This window comes from Enterococcus raffinosus (assembly GCF_001886185.1).
Taxonomy (GTDB): domain Bacteria; phylum Bacillota; class Bacilli; order Lactobacillales; family Enterococcaceae; genus Enterococcus_A; species Enterococcus_A raffinosus.
This window is the reverse complement of sequence record NZ_JXLA01000037.1, coordinates 1-15,278: the sequence shown is the minus strand read 5'-3', so window position 1 is coordinate 15,278 and position 15,278 is coordinate 1. Positions and strand designations below refer to the sequence as shown.

Annotated in this window: 10 protein-coding genes and 2 tRNA genes; 4 read left to right on the top strand and 8 right to left on the bottom strand. The window is 42.1% G+C overall.

Going from position 1 to position 15,278, the window contains the following annotated elements; translation table 11 throughout:
* Positions 1-46: 46 nt before the first annotated feature.
* Positions 47-3,661 (bottom strand): DNA-directed RNA polymerase subunit beta, encoded by a 3,615-nt coding sequence (gene rpoB, locus RV13_RS16490; protein WP_010744340.1) that lies wholly within the window; start codon positions 3,659-3,661, stop codon positions 47-49.
* A 703-nt stretch (positions 3,662-4,364) separates the two neighbouring features.
* On the opposite strand from rpoB, the gene RV13_RS16485 reads away from it, so the two are divergent.
* From RV13_RS16485 to RV13_RS16470, 4 genes are all read left to right on the top strand, one after another.
* Positions 4,365-5,330, top strand: coding sequence for an ABC transporter substrate-binding protein (locus tag RV13_RS16485; RefSeq protein WP_010744339.1), 966 nt, complete (start codon positions 4,365-4,367; stop codon positions 5,328-5,330).
* A 39-nt stretch (positions 5,331-5,369) separates the two neighbouring features.
* Positions 5,370-6,290, top strand: a complete 921-nt coding sequence (locus tag RV13_RS16480) for an ABC transporter permease (protein ID WP_010744338.1) — start codon at positions 5,370-5,372, stop codon at positions 6,288-6,290.
* Positions 6,268-7,071 carry an ABC transporter ATP-binding protein gene (locus RV13_RS16475; protein WP_010744337.1) on the top strand — a complete coding sequence of 268 codons (804 nt, stop codon included), beginning with the start codon at positions 6,268-6,270 and terminating at the stop codon, positions 7,069-7,071. The genes RV13_RS16480 and RV13_RS16475 overlap by 23 nt, the downstream gene beginning before the upstream one ends.
* Before the next feature lie 98 nt (positions 7,072-7,169).
* Entirely contained in the window at positions 7,170-8,123 is a 954-nt protein-coding gene (locus RV13_RS16470; protein ID WP_010744336.1) for a biotin--[acetyl-CoA-carboxylase] ligase, read from the top strand.
* A 59-nt stretch (positions 8,124-8,182) separates the two neighbouring features.
* Here RV13_RS16470 and gor read toward each other — a convergent pair whose 3' ends face one another.
* From gor to RV13_RS16435, 7 genes are all read right to left on the bottom strand, one after another.
* Positions 8,183-9,532 (bottom strand): glutathione-disulfide reductase, encoded by a 1,350-nt coding sequence (gene gor / locus RV13_RS16465; protein ID WP_010744335.1) that lies wholly within the window; start codon positions 9,530-9,532, stop codon positions 8,183-8,185.
* 176 nt (positions 9,533-9,708) lie between these two features.
* Entirely contained in the window at positions 9,709-10,950 is a 1,242-nt protein-coding gene (locus tag RV13_RS16460) for a peptidase U32 family protein (protein WP_010744334.1), read from the bottom strand.
* 13 nt (positions 10,951-10,963) lie between these two features.
* Positions 10,964-11,878 carry a peptidase U32 family protein gene (locus tag RV13_RS16455; RefSeq protein WP_010744333.1) on the bottom strand — a complete coding sequence of 305 codons (915 nt, stop codon included), beginning with the start codon at positions 11,876-11,878 and terminating at the stop codon, positions 10,964-10,966.
* Positions 11,879-11,983: 105 nt separating this feature from the next.
* Positions 11,984-14,482, bottom strand: a complete 2,499-nt coding sequence (locus RV13_RS16450) for an ATP-dependent Clp protease ATP-binding subunit (protein ID WP_010744332.1) — start codon at positions 14,480-14,482, stop codon at positions 11,984-11,986.
* Positions 14,483-14,487: 5 nt separating this feature from the next.
* Complete coding sequence (locus tag RV13_RS16445) at positions 14,488-14,955, bottom strand: CtsR family transcriptional regulator (RefSeq protein ID WP_269208789.1); 468 nt, start codon at positions 14,953-14,955, stop codon at positions 14,488-14,490.
* Between the two features lie 119 nt (positions 14,956-15,074).
* Positions 15,075-15,148, bottom strand: a tRNA-Pro gene (locus RV13_RS16440).
* Between the two features lie 16 nt (positions 15,149-15,164).
* Positions 15,165-15,238: transfer RNA gene (locus RV13_RS16435), tRNA-Arg, on the bottom strand.
* Between the last annotated feature and the right edge of the window lie 40 nt (positions 15,239-15,278).

Here is a 15,278-nt window from a genome sequence, read left to right as displayed (position 1 = left end):
TGAAGCTGAACACTTCTGACACAACCTCTTCAGACAAGTGTGACTCTTATAAGTCTTCGGCAGTTTCGATTTCTTGGATCAAATCAGATTTTTGTTCGGCTTTTTCAGCAGCTGCTTGCGCTTCGACTTCTTTTGCAGATTGTTGCTGTTCGGCATATTTCGTCAATGCGTCAACTGTGATCAAGTCGTCATCATCATCATCCATGTCTCGCAACTCGATTTCTTTGTCATTGATATCTAAGACTTGCATATCTAAACCAAGGGCTTGTAATTCTTTCACCAATACGCGGAAAGATTCAGGCACACCTGGTTTTGGAATAGGTTCACCTTTGACGATGGCTTCGTAAGTTTTCACACGACCAACCACATCATCTGATTTGTAAGTCAAGATTTCTTGTAACGTGTAGGCAGCACCGTAAGCTTCCAGTGCCCAAACTTCCATTTCCCCGAAACGTTGTCCACCAAATTGAGCTTTACCACCCAATGGTTGTTGCGTAACAAGAGAGTATGGTCCGATTGAACGAGCATGCAATTTATCATCGACCATGTGGGCCAATTTGATCATGTACATAACCCCTACGGAAATACGGTTATCAAATGGTTCTCCGGTACGTCCATCATAAAGAACGGTTTTGGCATCTGCCGCCATCCGAGCTTCACGAACGGTTTCCCAAACATCGCTATCCTGCGCCCCATCGAAGACCGGTGTAGCAACGTGGATACCTAGTTGGCGAGCAGCCATCCCTAAGTGTAATTCCAGTACTTGTCCGATATTCATACGAGAAGGTACCCCTAGTGGATTCAACATGATATCAACTGGTGTGCCGTCTGGTAAGAATGGCATATCTTCTTCTGGCATGATGCGTGAAACGACCCCTTTGTTTCCGTGACGGCCGGCCATTTTATCCCCTTCATGGATCTTACGTTTTTGCACGATATAGACGCGCACTAACATATTCACACCTGGAGACAATTCATCGCCTGCTTCACGAGTAAAGATCTTCACATCATGAACGATCCCGCCGCCGCCATGAGGCACACGTAGAGAAGTATCACGTACTTCACGGGCTTTTTCACCAAAGATCGCGTGTAACAATCGTTCTTCAGCAGATAATTCCGTTACCCCTTTAGGAGTGACTTTACCTACAAGTAAATCACCATCATGAACTTCGGCACCGATGCGGATAATTCCCATTTCGTCCAAGTTCTTCAATGCGTCTTCCCCAACGTTAGGGATTTCGCGAGTGATTTCTTCAGGTCCTAATTTGGTATCACGTGCTTCTGATTCATATTCTTCAATATGGATTGAGGTATACACATCATCTTTCACCAAACGACGGCTCATGATGATCGCATCTTCATAGTTGTATCCTTCCCAAGTCATGAAGGCTACGACAACGTTTTGACCTAAAGCCAATTCGCCGTTTTCCATAGAAGGTCCGTCAGCTAAAATGTCGCCGACTTCAACTTTTTCACCTAATCCAACGAGTGGACGTTGGTTGTAACTTGTACCTGAGTTTGAACGACGGAATTTTGTAATGTCGTATTTATCTAATGCGCCATTGTCGCGACGAACACGAACTTCGTGCGCATCAACGAATTCAACGACACCATCGTTTTTACATAATAAAGCGGCACCTGAGTCATGAGCTGCTTTGTATTCCATACCAGTACCAACCCATGGAGAACGAGGTTGGATCAATGGCACAGCTTGACGCTGCATGTTGGCACCCATCAAGGCACGGTTGGAGTCATCGTTTTCCAAGAATGGGATACAAGCGGTAGCGACTGCAACTACTTGCTTCGGTGACACGTCCATATAATCCACTTTATCGATCGTTACTTCCAAGTTTTCAGAAGTTGCACGAGCCATAACGACTTCTTCAGCGAAGGTGCCGTCATCGTTCAATTTACTGTTTGCTTGAGCAACTACGTAATGGTCCTCGATATCCGCAGTTAAGTAATCGATGGTATCCGTTACTTGACCAGTTGCGCGATCCACACGACGGTACGGTGTTTCGATGAAACCAAACTTGTTGACTTTCGCATAGGAAGCCAAGCTGTTGATCAACCCGATGTTGGGACCTTCGGGGGTTTCAATCGGACACATACGACCATAGTGAGAATAGTGAACGTCTCGGACTTCATAACCAGCGCGGTCACGAGTCAAACCACCAGGTCCTAAGGCAGATAGACGACGTTTGTGGGTCAATTCCCCTAATGGGTTGGTTTGGTCCATGAACTGTGACAACTGAGAAGAACCGAAGAATTCTTTGATGCTGGCAACAACTGGTCGAATGTTGATCAATTGTTGCGGCGTCAAGGTTTCTTGGTCTTGAATTGACATACGTTCGCGAACAACACGTTCCATACGGGCTAAGCCGATTCGGAATTGGTTTTGTAACAATTCACCGACTGAACGGATACGACGGTTTCCTAAGTGGTCGATGTCATCGACATTGCCGATGCCTTCCATCAAGTTCAAGAAGTAGCTCATTGAAGCGATGATGTCAGCAGGACGAACTGTACGTACGGAAGAATCCGGATAGGCATTACCGATCACTGTTACTTCACGTTCTGGGTCTTTTGGTGAAAAGACTTTGATGACTTGAACAGTCATTGGATCTGTTACAACCGCATCTTCAGATGGGTAGTAGGTTACTGAGTTCAAGCCGCCTTCTAATTTCGGACCTAAGTCTTCCATTACCTGATGCGTTAAAACTGTTCCTTTTTCAACGATGATTTCCCCTGTTTCAGGATCAACCAATGTTTCAGCCAAGGTCAAGTTCAATAGACGTGTTTTAAGGTCTAATTTTTTATTTACTTTGTAACGACCAACATTTGCTAAGTCGTAACGTTTTGGATCGAAGAAACGAGCCGTTAATAAGCTACGAGAGCTGTCAGCAGTTTTTGGTTCACCTGGACGTAAACGTTCGTATACATCTTTCAAACCTTCTTCGGTACGAGAATCGCTTGGGTTTTTATGCAAGTCTTTCTCAATTGTGTTACGTAATGATTCGCTTTCTCCAAAGATTTCGAAGATTGTATCATCTGAACCAAAACCTAAGGCACGAACTAACGTAGTCAACGGAATTTTACGAGTACGGTCAATCCGTACGTAAGAAATGTCTTTTGCGTCTGTTTCCATTTCTAACCATGCGCCACGGTTAGGGATAACAGTTGAGCCAAAGCCTTCTTTTCCGTTTTTATCTACTTTCCCATGGAAATACACACCAGGAGAACGAACCAATTGGGAAACGATTACTCGTTCCGCACCATTGATAATAAAGGTTCCTTGTTCTGTCATTAATGGGAAATCACCAAAGAATACTTCTTGGGATTTGATTTCGCCTGTTTCGCGGTTTACTAAGCGTAAGACCACATGTAATGGTGCAGAATAGTTTGCATCGTGTGAACGAGCCTCTGCTACCGTGTATTTAGGTTCTTTTAATTCATAGTCAACAAATTCAAGTGACAAGTTTCCATTAAAGTCTTCAATTGGCAAAATGTCTTCAAACATTTCTCGCAAGCCCTCATCTAAGAACCATTGATAAGAATCTGTTTGAATTTCGATCAAATTCGGTAATTCCAACACTTCACTGATTCGTGCGAAGCTTCTACGTTCTCGGTGTTTCCCGTATTTTACTACGTGTCCAGCCAAGTTCTTCACCCCTCTTAAAAGTTTGAAAACCGATCCGAAGATAAATTACATTAATGTTACAAAAATTAAATTACTGTAACACCTGACATTTTTTGCGGCTTTTAGGCAAAAAAAAACCAAAAATAGAACGTTCTCTTGAAAATATTCGCGAGCTTCTACTTTTGTTTCCTTATTTAAAAGCCGGAACGGACAATATTTCGTTCCTGCCTTTTATCATTTCAGATAGTTTTAGCAAATTAATATAATACACGACGATAACATAAAAGTCAATAGTCTCAATGCTTTGATTCCTGTTACGCTAACTTTTCTTAAAACTTTCAGTAAACATCAATTGCTTTAATTAGACTTACATTTTTGAATATTCAGAATATTCGACATTTTATTATTGACATCTCATTTTTCTTAACGTATACTAATTTACATCTTAACCCAAGTTGGAGGTTGTTCCTATGTTGAACTCAAAAACCACACAACTGAATAACCGCNTTTAGCTATTTTAGATAGGTTTGTATTCATCACGATGGATACAAACAACTTGAGTGTTTTTTGTATCTATGATGGCTAGAGCATTTCGACGTACCAACGGCCGCATAGAGAAATCTAAGTGGCTGAAGAATCATACTATTTTTGTATTCGTATCACCCACTTAGACCTTCATCCATTCTAAGCGGGTGATTTTTTTATGACAAAAGGAGAGAAAATTATGAAAAAGACAGTATTAGCAGGAATTGGTTTGGTAAGTTTATTGATGTTGGGTGCATGCGGCAATAAAGACGCAGCTAGTGACGACAACGTGAAACATGTGGGCGTTTTGCAATTAGTCCAACACGCTTCTTTAGACAATGCCTATGAAGGCTTTAAAGAAGGCTTGGCAGAAGGCGGCTACAAAGAAGACGACAATTTAAAAATTGAATACCAAAACGCACAAAACAATCAAGACAATCTAAAAAGTATGAGTGAGAAGCTCGTGAAGGAAGAACCTGATCTTTTACTAGGGATCGCCACTCCGGCAGCCCAATCTTTATTAAATGCAACAACAGAAATTCCAATCACCGTAACTGCGGTAACGGATTTAGAAGAAGCAAAATTAGTGAAAAGTGACAAAGCACCTGGCGGTAACGTTACTGGAACAACCGATATGGTTCCTATCGACAAGCAAATTGATCTGCTGCTTTCTATCGTACCCGATGCAAAATCCATCGGAATTATGTACAACGCCGGTGAAGCTAACTCAAAAATCCAAGCAGACTTAGCTGAAAAAGCATTGAAAAAAGCAGGTGTTGAGGTAAAAATCAAAACGGCCAACACGACAAACGATGTTCAACAAGTAACAGAATCATTGGCAAACGAAACAGATGGTATCTACGTACCAACAGACAATACCTTCGCAAGCGCGGCGGCAGTCATTGGTGATGTTGTTAAAGAAAAGAAAATTCCATTGGTCGCTGGCTCCACTGAACAAATCGACGATGGTGGTTTAGCTACTGTCGGTATCGACTACAAATCACTTGGAAAACAAACAGGGAAAATGGCAGCCAAAATTTTAGACGGCGATGCAAAACCTGAAGATACACCTGTTGAATCAGCGGACACGCTTAAATTAGTTGTTAATAAGGACATGGCAGAAGCATTAGGAATTGATCCTGACAGCATCAAAGAACCTAAATAAACAAGTTAAAACAGCTCCACAAAGAAAGAAGGAAGAATCATGAATGTTATCACTTTGTTATTATCAGCTACGTCACAAGGTATGCTCTGGTCGCTATTGGCGATCGGTGTTTACATGACTTTTCGAATATTAGACATCGCCGATCTTACTGCCGAGGGAAGCTTTCCCTTAGGCGGCGGGATCGCTGCGATCGGGATTGTGAATGGGATGCATCCCGCAATCGCGACTTTGCTGGCTTTTGGCGGCGGAATGCTGGCTGGATTGGTCACTGGAATCTTGAATACGAAATTCAAAATTCCAGCGTTATTAGCTGGGATCATTACGATGACTGGTTTGTATTCCGTGACTTCGCGGGTCATGGGTGCACCGAACATCGCTTTGCTGGGAGAAAATACCGTTTTTACCACCGCCCAGGAAATGGGATTAAGCAAAAACAATGCGGTTATCGCAGTAGGATTGTTAATCGTACTGTTGGTTATCCTGCTGTTAGTACTCTTTTTCCGAACGGAAATCGGTTTAGCTGTTCGAGCAACCGGAGATAATCCCGATATGAGTGAGGCAAACGGCATCAAAACGGAAAATATGAAACTGCTAGGCTACATGATCTCCAATGGCAGCATCGCTCTTTCAGGTGCCCTATTAGCACAAAACAACGGATTTGCTGATTTGAACTCAGGAGTTGGGACCATCGTTATCGGATTAGCTTCGATTATTATTGCGGAAGTTCTGCTTCACAATAAACCAATCCTTATTCGTTTGATTACGATTGTGGCTGGGGCGATTATTTATCGCTTTATCTTAGCTCTAGTATTCGAGATGAACGTAGAGCCGACAGATTCTAAATTGGCTTCAGCGATCGTATTGGTTATCTGTTTATCCTTGCCACAAATTCGATCAAAATTTACCTTCAAAACAAAAAAGAAAGGGGCGAACGTAAATGCAGCCGGTCTTAAGGATTAATAATCTTCATCAATATTTCGAACGCGGGACGGTTAATGAGAACCATGTGCTGCGAGGCATCAACTTAAGTTTAGCCCCTGGCGAATTTGTGACGATCATCGGAGGAAATGGTGCCGGAAAATCTACGCTGCTAAACAGTGTCGCTGGAACCCTTCCAGTTGAAGAAGGCCAACTATTTTTAAACGAAGAAGAAATCACTAAACAGTCCGTAACACGCCGCTCAAAAAGAATCAGTCGTGTCTTCCAAGATCCTAAAATGGGGACAGCCGTTCGTTTATCTGTAGAGGAAAACTTGGCGCTAGCAATGAAACGCGGGCACAAACGCGGCTTCTCTTTAGGTGTAAAAAGCAAAGATCGCAGTTTCTTCCAGGAACAGCTGGCTATGCTGAATTTAAATTTGGAAAACCGCTTAGATGCTGAAATCGGGTTGCTTTCAGGCGGGCAACGCCAAGCCATCACATTATTAATGGCGACATTGCAGCGTCCTGACCTTATCTTACTCGATGAGCATACGGCCGCACTGGATCCAAAAACCTCCTTAACGGTTATGGAGTTGACCGAGCGATTGATTCGTGAGCAGGAGCTGACCGCCTTCATGGTCACTCACAATATGGAGGATGCGATTCAATACGGCAATCGTCTCATCATGCTCCATCAAGGGCAAATTGCTTTGGATTTAAAACAAGAAGAGAAACAAAACTTAACGGTTCCAAAATTAATGGAGCTTTTCCACCAAAATTCAGGTGTCGAGCTCAAAGACGATGCATTATTATTAGGTTAGTACAATTGGATTCTCCCTTCTTTCTTGACAGGCTACTTTTATGTAGTCTGTTTTTTTGTTACACTGAGCCCAGAATAAAAACTAAAGGAGGGATCAGGTTGACCACGAAAGAAAAGCTCCTGGCTCGCTTAAAAGCAGCCGACGAAGTTTTATCAGGCGAAGCTTTAGCTCAAGAGTTAGGTGTATCCCGTACCGCTATCTGGAAGGCCATCAAAGAGTTAGAAAAGAAGGGCTATCAGATCCAACATTTAGCAAACGGCTATCGCTATCAACCTTCTGATATTTTAGATGCACAGGAAATTCAAGATCAGATTCAACATGCTGTCGATGTAACAGTATTAGATTCATCTGTCTCAACTATGAAGGATGCGCAATTGGCCGTTATGGAGGGAAAATCATCGCCCTTATTGATTGTGGCGGACATGCAGGAAGCTCCGCGAGGACGTTTCAATCGGCCCTTTTTCGCTGCAAAACAACAAGGAATCTATATGAGTCTGCTGCTGGAACCAAAGGAACAACTGCAAGAATTGCCCCAATATACTATCTTGATGGCTGTGGCTGTTGCTGAGGCGATAGATGAATTATTAGGCGTTGATAGTCAAATCAAATGGGTCAACGACATTTATTTGAATCACAAAAAAATCGTTGGTATCTTATCGGAAGCCATGACCGATATCGAAAGCAACTCATTAAAATATATTATCATTGGCATGGGTATCAACTTTTCGATTCCCCAAGAAAATTATCCTGAGGAGCTGCAAGAAAAAGCAACCTCCCTGTTCCCTGATGGAGTCGCAACAACGACACGAAACCAATTGATCATAACTATTTGGAATCGTTTCTTTGCTTTATTGGCCGATCCAACGACCTATCTGGATGCCTATCGTAAAAAATCTTTCGTGCTAGGCAAAAAAATTACCTTCAAGCGGAAAGATCAGCTATACGTAGGTACGGCTATTGCTATTACCGATGTCGGAGAATTGGTTGTTGATCTAGGAAATGAAACAATGACCCTTTCCTCCGGTGAAATCAGTTTAAGTTCCATCCAATAAGCGACTTATTTTCAGTAAATACAAAAAATGATGTGCCACAATCGGCACATCATTTTTCATTAGCGCATCGTTACAAATTCTTCGCTGCCTGTCGGATGGATCGCAACCGTATCATCGAAATCTTTCTTCGTTGCCCCCATTTTAATTGCCACGGCAAAGCCCTGCAGCATTTCATCAACACCGACACCAATAGCATGCAACCCGATAATCTTCTCTTCATCCCCGAGGCAGATCAGCTTCATATCACATTTTTGTCGATAATCACTTAAGGCAAAGTACATTGGCGTAAAGCGTGAGTGATAGACTTTGATTTGATCTTTTCCATGTCGTTCAAGCGCTTCTTCTTCCGTTAATCCAATCGTTGCAATCGTTGGATGTGTGAAGATCACGGTTGGAACATTTTCATAATCTAAATATTCTTCTGATTTGCCATTAAACACCCGTTCAGATAAACGCCGTCCAGCTGCAATAGCTACTGGCGTCAAATCAATTTTGCCGATGACATCGCCAACTGCATAAACCCCTTCGCTGGTTGTATTTTGATATTTATCAACAATCACAAAGCCTTTTTCATTTAAAGTCACCGAGGTATTTTCTAAGCCTAGCTTATTCGTATTTGGTAAACGTCCTCCGGCGAACAGCACTTTGTCTCCTGTTAACGTATTGCCGTTCTCAAAATAAACCGTATAGGTTCCATCTGCATTTTGTTTGATTTCTTTTGCTACATGATGATCGTAAAGCTTCATTTTATTGTCACGATAAATCTCAACTAAGTTATCTGCCAACATTTTGTCAAAAGTCCGTAATGGACGACTGTGACGGAAGGCCCAATGTACCTGCGTACCCATTCCTTGCAATACACCGCTCAATTCAGCTGCAATATAGCCAGCACCTAGGACAACTACTTCTTTTGGCTGCTCCGTCAATTCAAAGAAGCCATTGGAATCAATCGCTAATTCGCCGCCAGGAATCTTCATCTGGCTTGGTCGGCCGCCTGTTGCGATCAAAATATTCGGCGCCGTATAGTCTTCACCATTAACCGTGATAACATGATCGGATTTAAATGTCGCATAGCCTTCGATCCGCTCAACGTGATTACTGTCAAGCCCACGATAATAAGCACCATGTAAAAAGTCGATGTATTTTTCGCGACGTGCCACTAATTCTTTAAAATCAAACTTTTCGACATCCGCTTGGACACCATAACTAGGCGCGTCCCGCTCGATCATTTCCAGCATGCTGCTAGCCTGCCACATTACTTTTTTCGGTACACATCCAACATTGACACACGTGCCGCCGATTTTATTTCCTTCAATCAACAAAACCTTTGCCCCGTACATACCTGCACGATTGGCAGAAGCAATCCCGCCGCTGCCGCCACCGACTACTATGTAATCATATTCCTTCATTCATCTGCCTCCTAATTCTTACTAATGAAAGTTATTTCTTGTCTAATCCTTCGAATAAAATACTGTAAGTGATGAGTAGCAGTACTCAATAAGTTCATTCTAATACATTCTGTCAGAAAATAATTGCTTTTTGTTTTGGAACAAAAATTTAAAGCAAGAAAAAGACTGAGGAAGCCTCAGTCTTTTTTCTTGCGTATCATATCCCCAGGTTTAACCGGTTGAGCTACAGGCATCGTGATGATCATCATTGGATTTGGCGCACGATCAATCTGTTCACCTTCATCATTCTTCATTTCAGTCACTGTTTGTTCAAAATGATGGAAGTTCGGACCATAAAACTCAATCTCATCGCCCACTCTAAAATGATTTCGTTGGCGAACAGTCGCGATTCCACTGGCTTCGTCATAGCTTAACACTTCACCGATAAATTTATAGACAGGGATCTTCCGTCTTGGTCCAAATAGCTGTTCATTTTCTGTTGGCACATGATAATAAAATCCTGTCGATAGTTCTCGTTGCGCCACTTTCCACAGCTCATCGATCCATTCTTGCTTGCAGACATAATTTTCTGGATCAGAAATATAGCTATCCACTGCTGCTTTATACACATTGGCAACCGTTGAAACATAGTGAATAGATTTCATTCTTCCTTCAATTTTCAAGCTGTCAACACCGTTTTCAATCAAATCAGGAATGTGTTCGATCATTGACATATCTACGGCACTCATAGAAAACTCTTCGGTTACATCTCCGTTTTCCGTCAATGAACGATGTTCTTGAGCAAAAGGCATATCGAATAGTTCATATTTCCAACGGCAAGATTGCGAGCAGCCGCCACGATTAGCATCACGCATCGACATATGATTCGACAAGGTACAACGTCCTGAATAGGAAATACACATCGCGCCATGAATAAAGGCTTCGATTTGAATATCTGTATTTCGGCGAATTTCTGCTAATTCCTCCATTGAAACTTCGCGAGCTAAGACCACTCGTTCCAAGCCTTCATTTTGCCAAAATTTTAACGTCTCTGCATTGGTTGCGGACGCTTGAGTAGACAAATGAATTTCTAGCCCAGGCGCTTCTGTTGCGCAAATTTCAATCAATGCCGGATCAGAAACAATGACTGCTGAAATACCGATATCTCTTAATTTTTTGAAAAACTCTCCTGCCCCTTCTTCATTTCCTTCATGCGTCACCATGTTCGCAGCTACATAAACCTTTGCGCCGTATTTATCAGCAAAAGCGACGCCTTCTTCCATCTCTTCAAATGAAAAATTCCCCGCACGAGAACGCAATCCATACGCATCCCCGCCAATATAAACAGCATCCGCGCCATAATGAATCGCGGTTTTTAATTTTTCCAATGTCCCGGCTGGGGCTAAAACCTCTGGCCGTTTCAGTTTTCTCTCTGTCATGTTGCTCTTACTCCTATTTAATCGCTGTTGGGTCTAAATGGTAAAAACCAGTATCCATTCCTCGACCAACAGGATGATATTTTTGGATTTCTTGCTGCGCGTGGCTCATAGCGGCTTCATCCCAAGTTCCTGCTTCAATTGCTGTTTTTGCATCGGCAAAAATTTTCGCGATCGCGACAAAATCTGATCCCGGGGTAAATAATCCGTCAAGCTTCCAAGTTTGATAGCCTGTTTGAGCCAAGTCAGCCAATTCTTGAATTAAATTCAGATCATTGTCAGCAAAAATATGTGTGCCATGTTGATCCTCATAGATTGAATAATGCGTCTCTGCTTTTTTCGGCTCTGAAATAAACAACCCACGCTCTTTCGAAACTTCTTCTTTCTGATTTGTGTAATTGAAGTAGTTATCCAATAATGGTCGTTTCGATTGATGGATGCAAGTAGCACCGTACACCAAGACTTCTACCGGAACCTCCACATGCTGACTCAAATGCTGCATTTCTTTAAACGGCACTTCCCGAGCCAAAACCGCACCGACCGCACCCTTTTTCTGCCAAAAATTGATTTGTCTGGCATTGGTCACCAATGTTTGTGCATCATAAATATAAGGCAGATCATACTCCTGCAATAAGTAAATCACACCCGTATCACCTACAACAACATGATCTGGTTGTACCTCTGCTAAAAATGCTAAATATTCTGGAATCTGTTTCATCTTGTCAGGATGCATGATCCCATTTACCGCGATGTTTACTTTTTTTCCCTGAGCATGCGCCTGCTCAATTAACGCTTTTTGTTCATCACGAGAAAAAGAATACGGCAATCGCAACCCATACGCCTCTTCCCCTATGTATAATGTATCCACGCCAGCAGCAAGTAACTCTTCGGCTTGCGCCATTGACTCTGCCGTCGCAATTAACTCAATCATGGTAAGTCCTCCTTTTAGACTTTCTCATACTATCACAGCTTCCAAAAGTTTCCAACTGACGACAGAAAAAAAGAGGAACACACCTAAGTGTCCTCCTCTGATTAACTAAACTTTTTCTGGAATTTTTTCTTCTTTAAGATTTTTTACAGTCAAGGTGATTTTCCCCTTGCTTGCACCAATCGTTACCGCATCACCTAATTGAATTTGTCCTGACAATAACGCCTCAGCCAAGCGATCTTCAATTTCTTTCTGTAAAGCTCTGCGAATTGGCCGTGCACCGTATTCAGGATCGAATCCTACTTTTCCGATAACATCATAAGCCGCTGGTGTAATCTTCACTTGAATCTCATGTTCTTTCATGCGATCCAAAATGGAACGACTCATAATCTTCACAATCTCATGAATTTGTTCTTGATCTAAGGTTTTAAAGACTACGGTTTCATCAATTCTATTTAAGAACTCTGGACGGAAAGCCTTTTTCAGTTCTTCTAAAATTCGTTTTTCCATCGCTTGATGATCTTTCGTAATATCCTTCACGTTGAAACCGACATTTTTTTCCTCACGGATTTCAGTCGCACCAATATTTGAAGTCATGATCAAGATCGTATTGCGGAAATCAACCTTCCGACCTTTCGAATCTGTTAAATGACCATCATCTAAAACTTGTAATAAAATATTGAAGACATCTGGATGAGCCTTTTCAACCTCATCTAACAAAATAACTGAATAAGGTTTTTGACGAATTTTTTCTGTCAGCTGTCCACCTTCTTCATAACCCACATATCCTGGCGGTGAACCGATCAAACGACTCGTACTATATTTTTCCATATATTCAGACATGTCTACACGAATTAAAGCTTCTTCACTACCAAACATCGCCTCGGCTAACGCCTTCGCCAACTCTGTTTTCCCAACCCCTGTTGGTCCTAGGAACATGAATGAGCCAATTGGACGATTCGGATCTTTCAAGCCGCTACGGGCCCGACGAATCGCTCGGGAAATGGCTTTGACCGCATCCTCTTGCCCGACCACTCTTTTATGCAAGACATTTTCTAAATCCAACAAACGTTGGCTCTCTTTTTTCTCTAACTGCTGTAAAGGAACTCCAGTCCATTGAGAAACCACAGCGGCAACATCTTCATCCGTCACTTGATCAAGATAGCCGTTTTCTTGTTTTGCTGCTTTAATTTTCGCTTGTTCCAAAACTTCCGCTAACTGCTTTTCTCGTAAACGCAAACGTGCTGCCGACTCGAAGTCTTGGTTTTGAATCGCCTTTTCTTTTTCAGTCACTAACTCTTGAACTTCTTCTTCTAACTCAGTAAGTTCAGAAACTTCATCCGTTGAATCTAAGCGGACTTTCGCAGAAGATTCATCCATTAAGTCAATCGCTTTATCTGGTAATTGACGTGAATTAATATATCTCACCGATAAAGAAACCGCAGCATGCAATGCTTCATCCGTAATTTCTACACCGTGATGCTCCTCATAACGAGGACGTAATCCCTTCAAAATCTCTTCAGCTTCTTCAGGTGTTGGTTCTTCTACCTGTACGCGAGCAAACCGCCGCTCTAAAGCAGAATCCTTTTCAATGTATTTCTGATATTCATCCAATGTCGTCGCACCAATCGTTTGCAGTTCACCACGTGCCAATGCAGGCTTCAAAATATTAGAAGCGTCAATCGCACCTTCAGCACCACCCGCACCAATCAATGTATGCAACTCATCAATAAACAAGATAATCTGACCATCATGGTAAATTTCATCAATTACTTTCTTCAACCGATCTTCAAATTCTCCACGGTATTTTGTCCCCGCCACAAGGGCTCCCATGTCTAGCATCATCAAACGCTTTCCACGCATATCCTCTGGAACATCACCAGAAATAATCCGCTGCGCCAAGCCTTCTACAATCGCCGTTTTACCAACACCAGGTTCTCCAACTAATACAGGATTGTTCTTAGTTCGACGACTCAAAATTTGTACCACTCGACGAACTTCGCTGTCTCTACCCACTACTGGATCTAATCGTTTTTCCCGCGCCAGTTTTGTTAAATCCCGCGCCAAACCATCTAAAGTAGGTGTGCCTTGGGAATTACTTTGAGCAGGCTTAGCAGAGGCTTTCCTGCGTGTTCCAGCTCCTTGATTTGTATTTTGAGCTTCATTGACACCCATCTTCTTCAATAAAAGTTGTCGCATCTTAGGTAGACTCAAACCGAGATTAACTAGGATGTGAGAAGCCAAAATTTCATCATCACGTAATAGACCTAATAGAATATGTTCTGTACCTACCAATTTTGCATTGAAACGCTTCGCCTCATCATCCGCAAAAATCAAAATCTGTTTCGCTCTCGGAGAATAAGGAAGATATCCTCCTTCAGGATATGACTTAACTGAGCCGTAACCTGTCATATGCTCAATTTCTTCACGAATGTCATTCTCACTCGAATTCATTTGACGTAATGTCTTGCCCGCAATTCCTTGTTGTTCGATGACTAACGCTAGTAATAAATGCTCCGAACCAACCGAGCGGTGTTTAAAATATTTTGCTTCCTGTTGTGCAATCGCCAACACAGCTTTTGCGCGTTCTGTATACAGCTGATCCATATCCCTCACTCCTTTTTCTCATAACTTAAACGTTCCAAAAATCCATGCAGAATTCTCGCCCGTAGTCTATTTTCAATTTGACTGATACCAAGAACATTCTTCGATACTGCACTTAACATCAAGTTGCCTTCATTTTCAGTAATAATTTCTTCTTCAAATAATTTTTGAATAATCCCAAACGCATTCGCTTCCGAAATTTCGCTTCCAAAAGAATCCATTAATTGTTCCAAAAAGTAGTGCTGATCAGAAATCTTAACTTTACTTATTCGAATATAGCCGCCGCCACCTCGCTTGCTTTCAACCAAATAGCCCCGTTGAAAAGTAAAACGTGTATTGATCACATAATTTATTTGAGAAGGTACACAATTAAAAAGCTGCGCCATCTCGGCTCTTCGAATTTCAATAATTTCGCTATTTTCCAAAATATCTTTCAAGTAAGACTCGATCAAATCAGAGGTATTTCTGCTCATAATATCGCCTCCTATTGACTATTCCTGACCATAATTATATCGAATTTAACGCATGAAATAAAGGAGAACGCCTTTCTTTAATTAAGGATAAAAAAAAAGAAGGTTTTCACCTTCTTTTTTGATCGGGAAGACAGGATTCGAACCTGCGACACCTTGGTCCCAAACCAAGTACTCTACCAAGCTGAGCTACTTCCCGATAAACAAAAAAACTACGCGCCCAAGAGGAGTCGAACCCCTAACCTTTTGATCCGTAGTCAAACACTCTATCCAGTTGAGCTATGGGCGCATATCTATATTATGCCGAGGACCGGAATCGAACCGGTACG

Coding starts and splice junctions, on each gene's coding strand:
- RV13_RS16485 (WP_010744339.1), top strand. CDS start 4,365: ATGAAAAAGACAGTATTAGCAGGAATTGGTTTGGTAAGTTTATTGATG.
- RV13_RS16480 (WP_010744338.1), top strand. CDS start 5,370: ATGAATGTTATCACTTTGTTATTATCAGCTACGTCACAAGGTATGCTC.
- RV13_RS16475 (WP_010744337.1), top strand. CDS start 6,268: ATGCAGCCGGTCTTAAGGATTAATAATCTTCATCAATATTTCGAACGC.
- gor (WP_010744335.1), bottom strand. CDS start 9,532: ATGAAGGAATATGATTACATAGTAGTCGGTGGCGGCAGCGGCGGGATT.
- RV13_RS16460 (WP_010744334.1), bottom strand. CDS start 10,950: ATGACAGAGAGAAAACTGAAACGGCCAGAGGTTTTAGCCCCAGCCGGG.
- RV13_RS16455 (WP_010744333.1), bottom strand. CDS start 11,878: ATGATTGAGTTAATTGCGACGGCAGAGTCAATGGCGCAAGCCGAAGAG.
- RV13_RS16450 (WP_010744332.1), bottom strand. CDS start 14,482: ATGGATCAGCTGTATACAGAACGCGCAAAAGCTGTGTTGGCGATTGCA.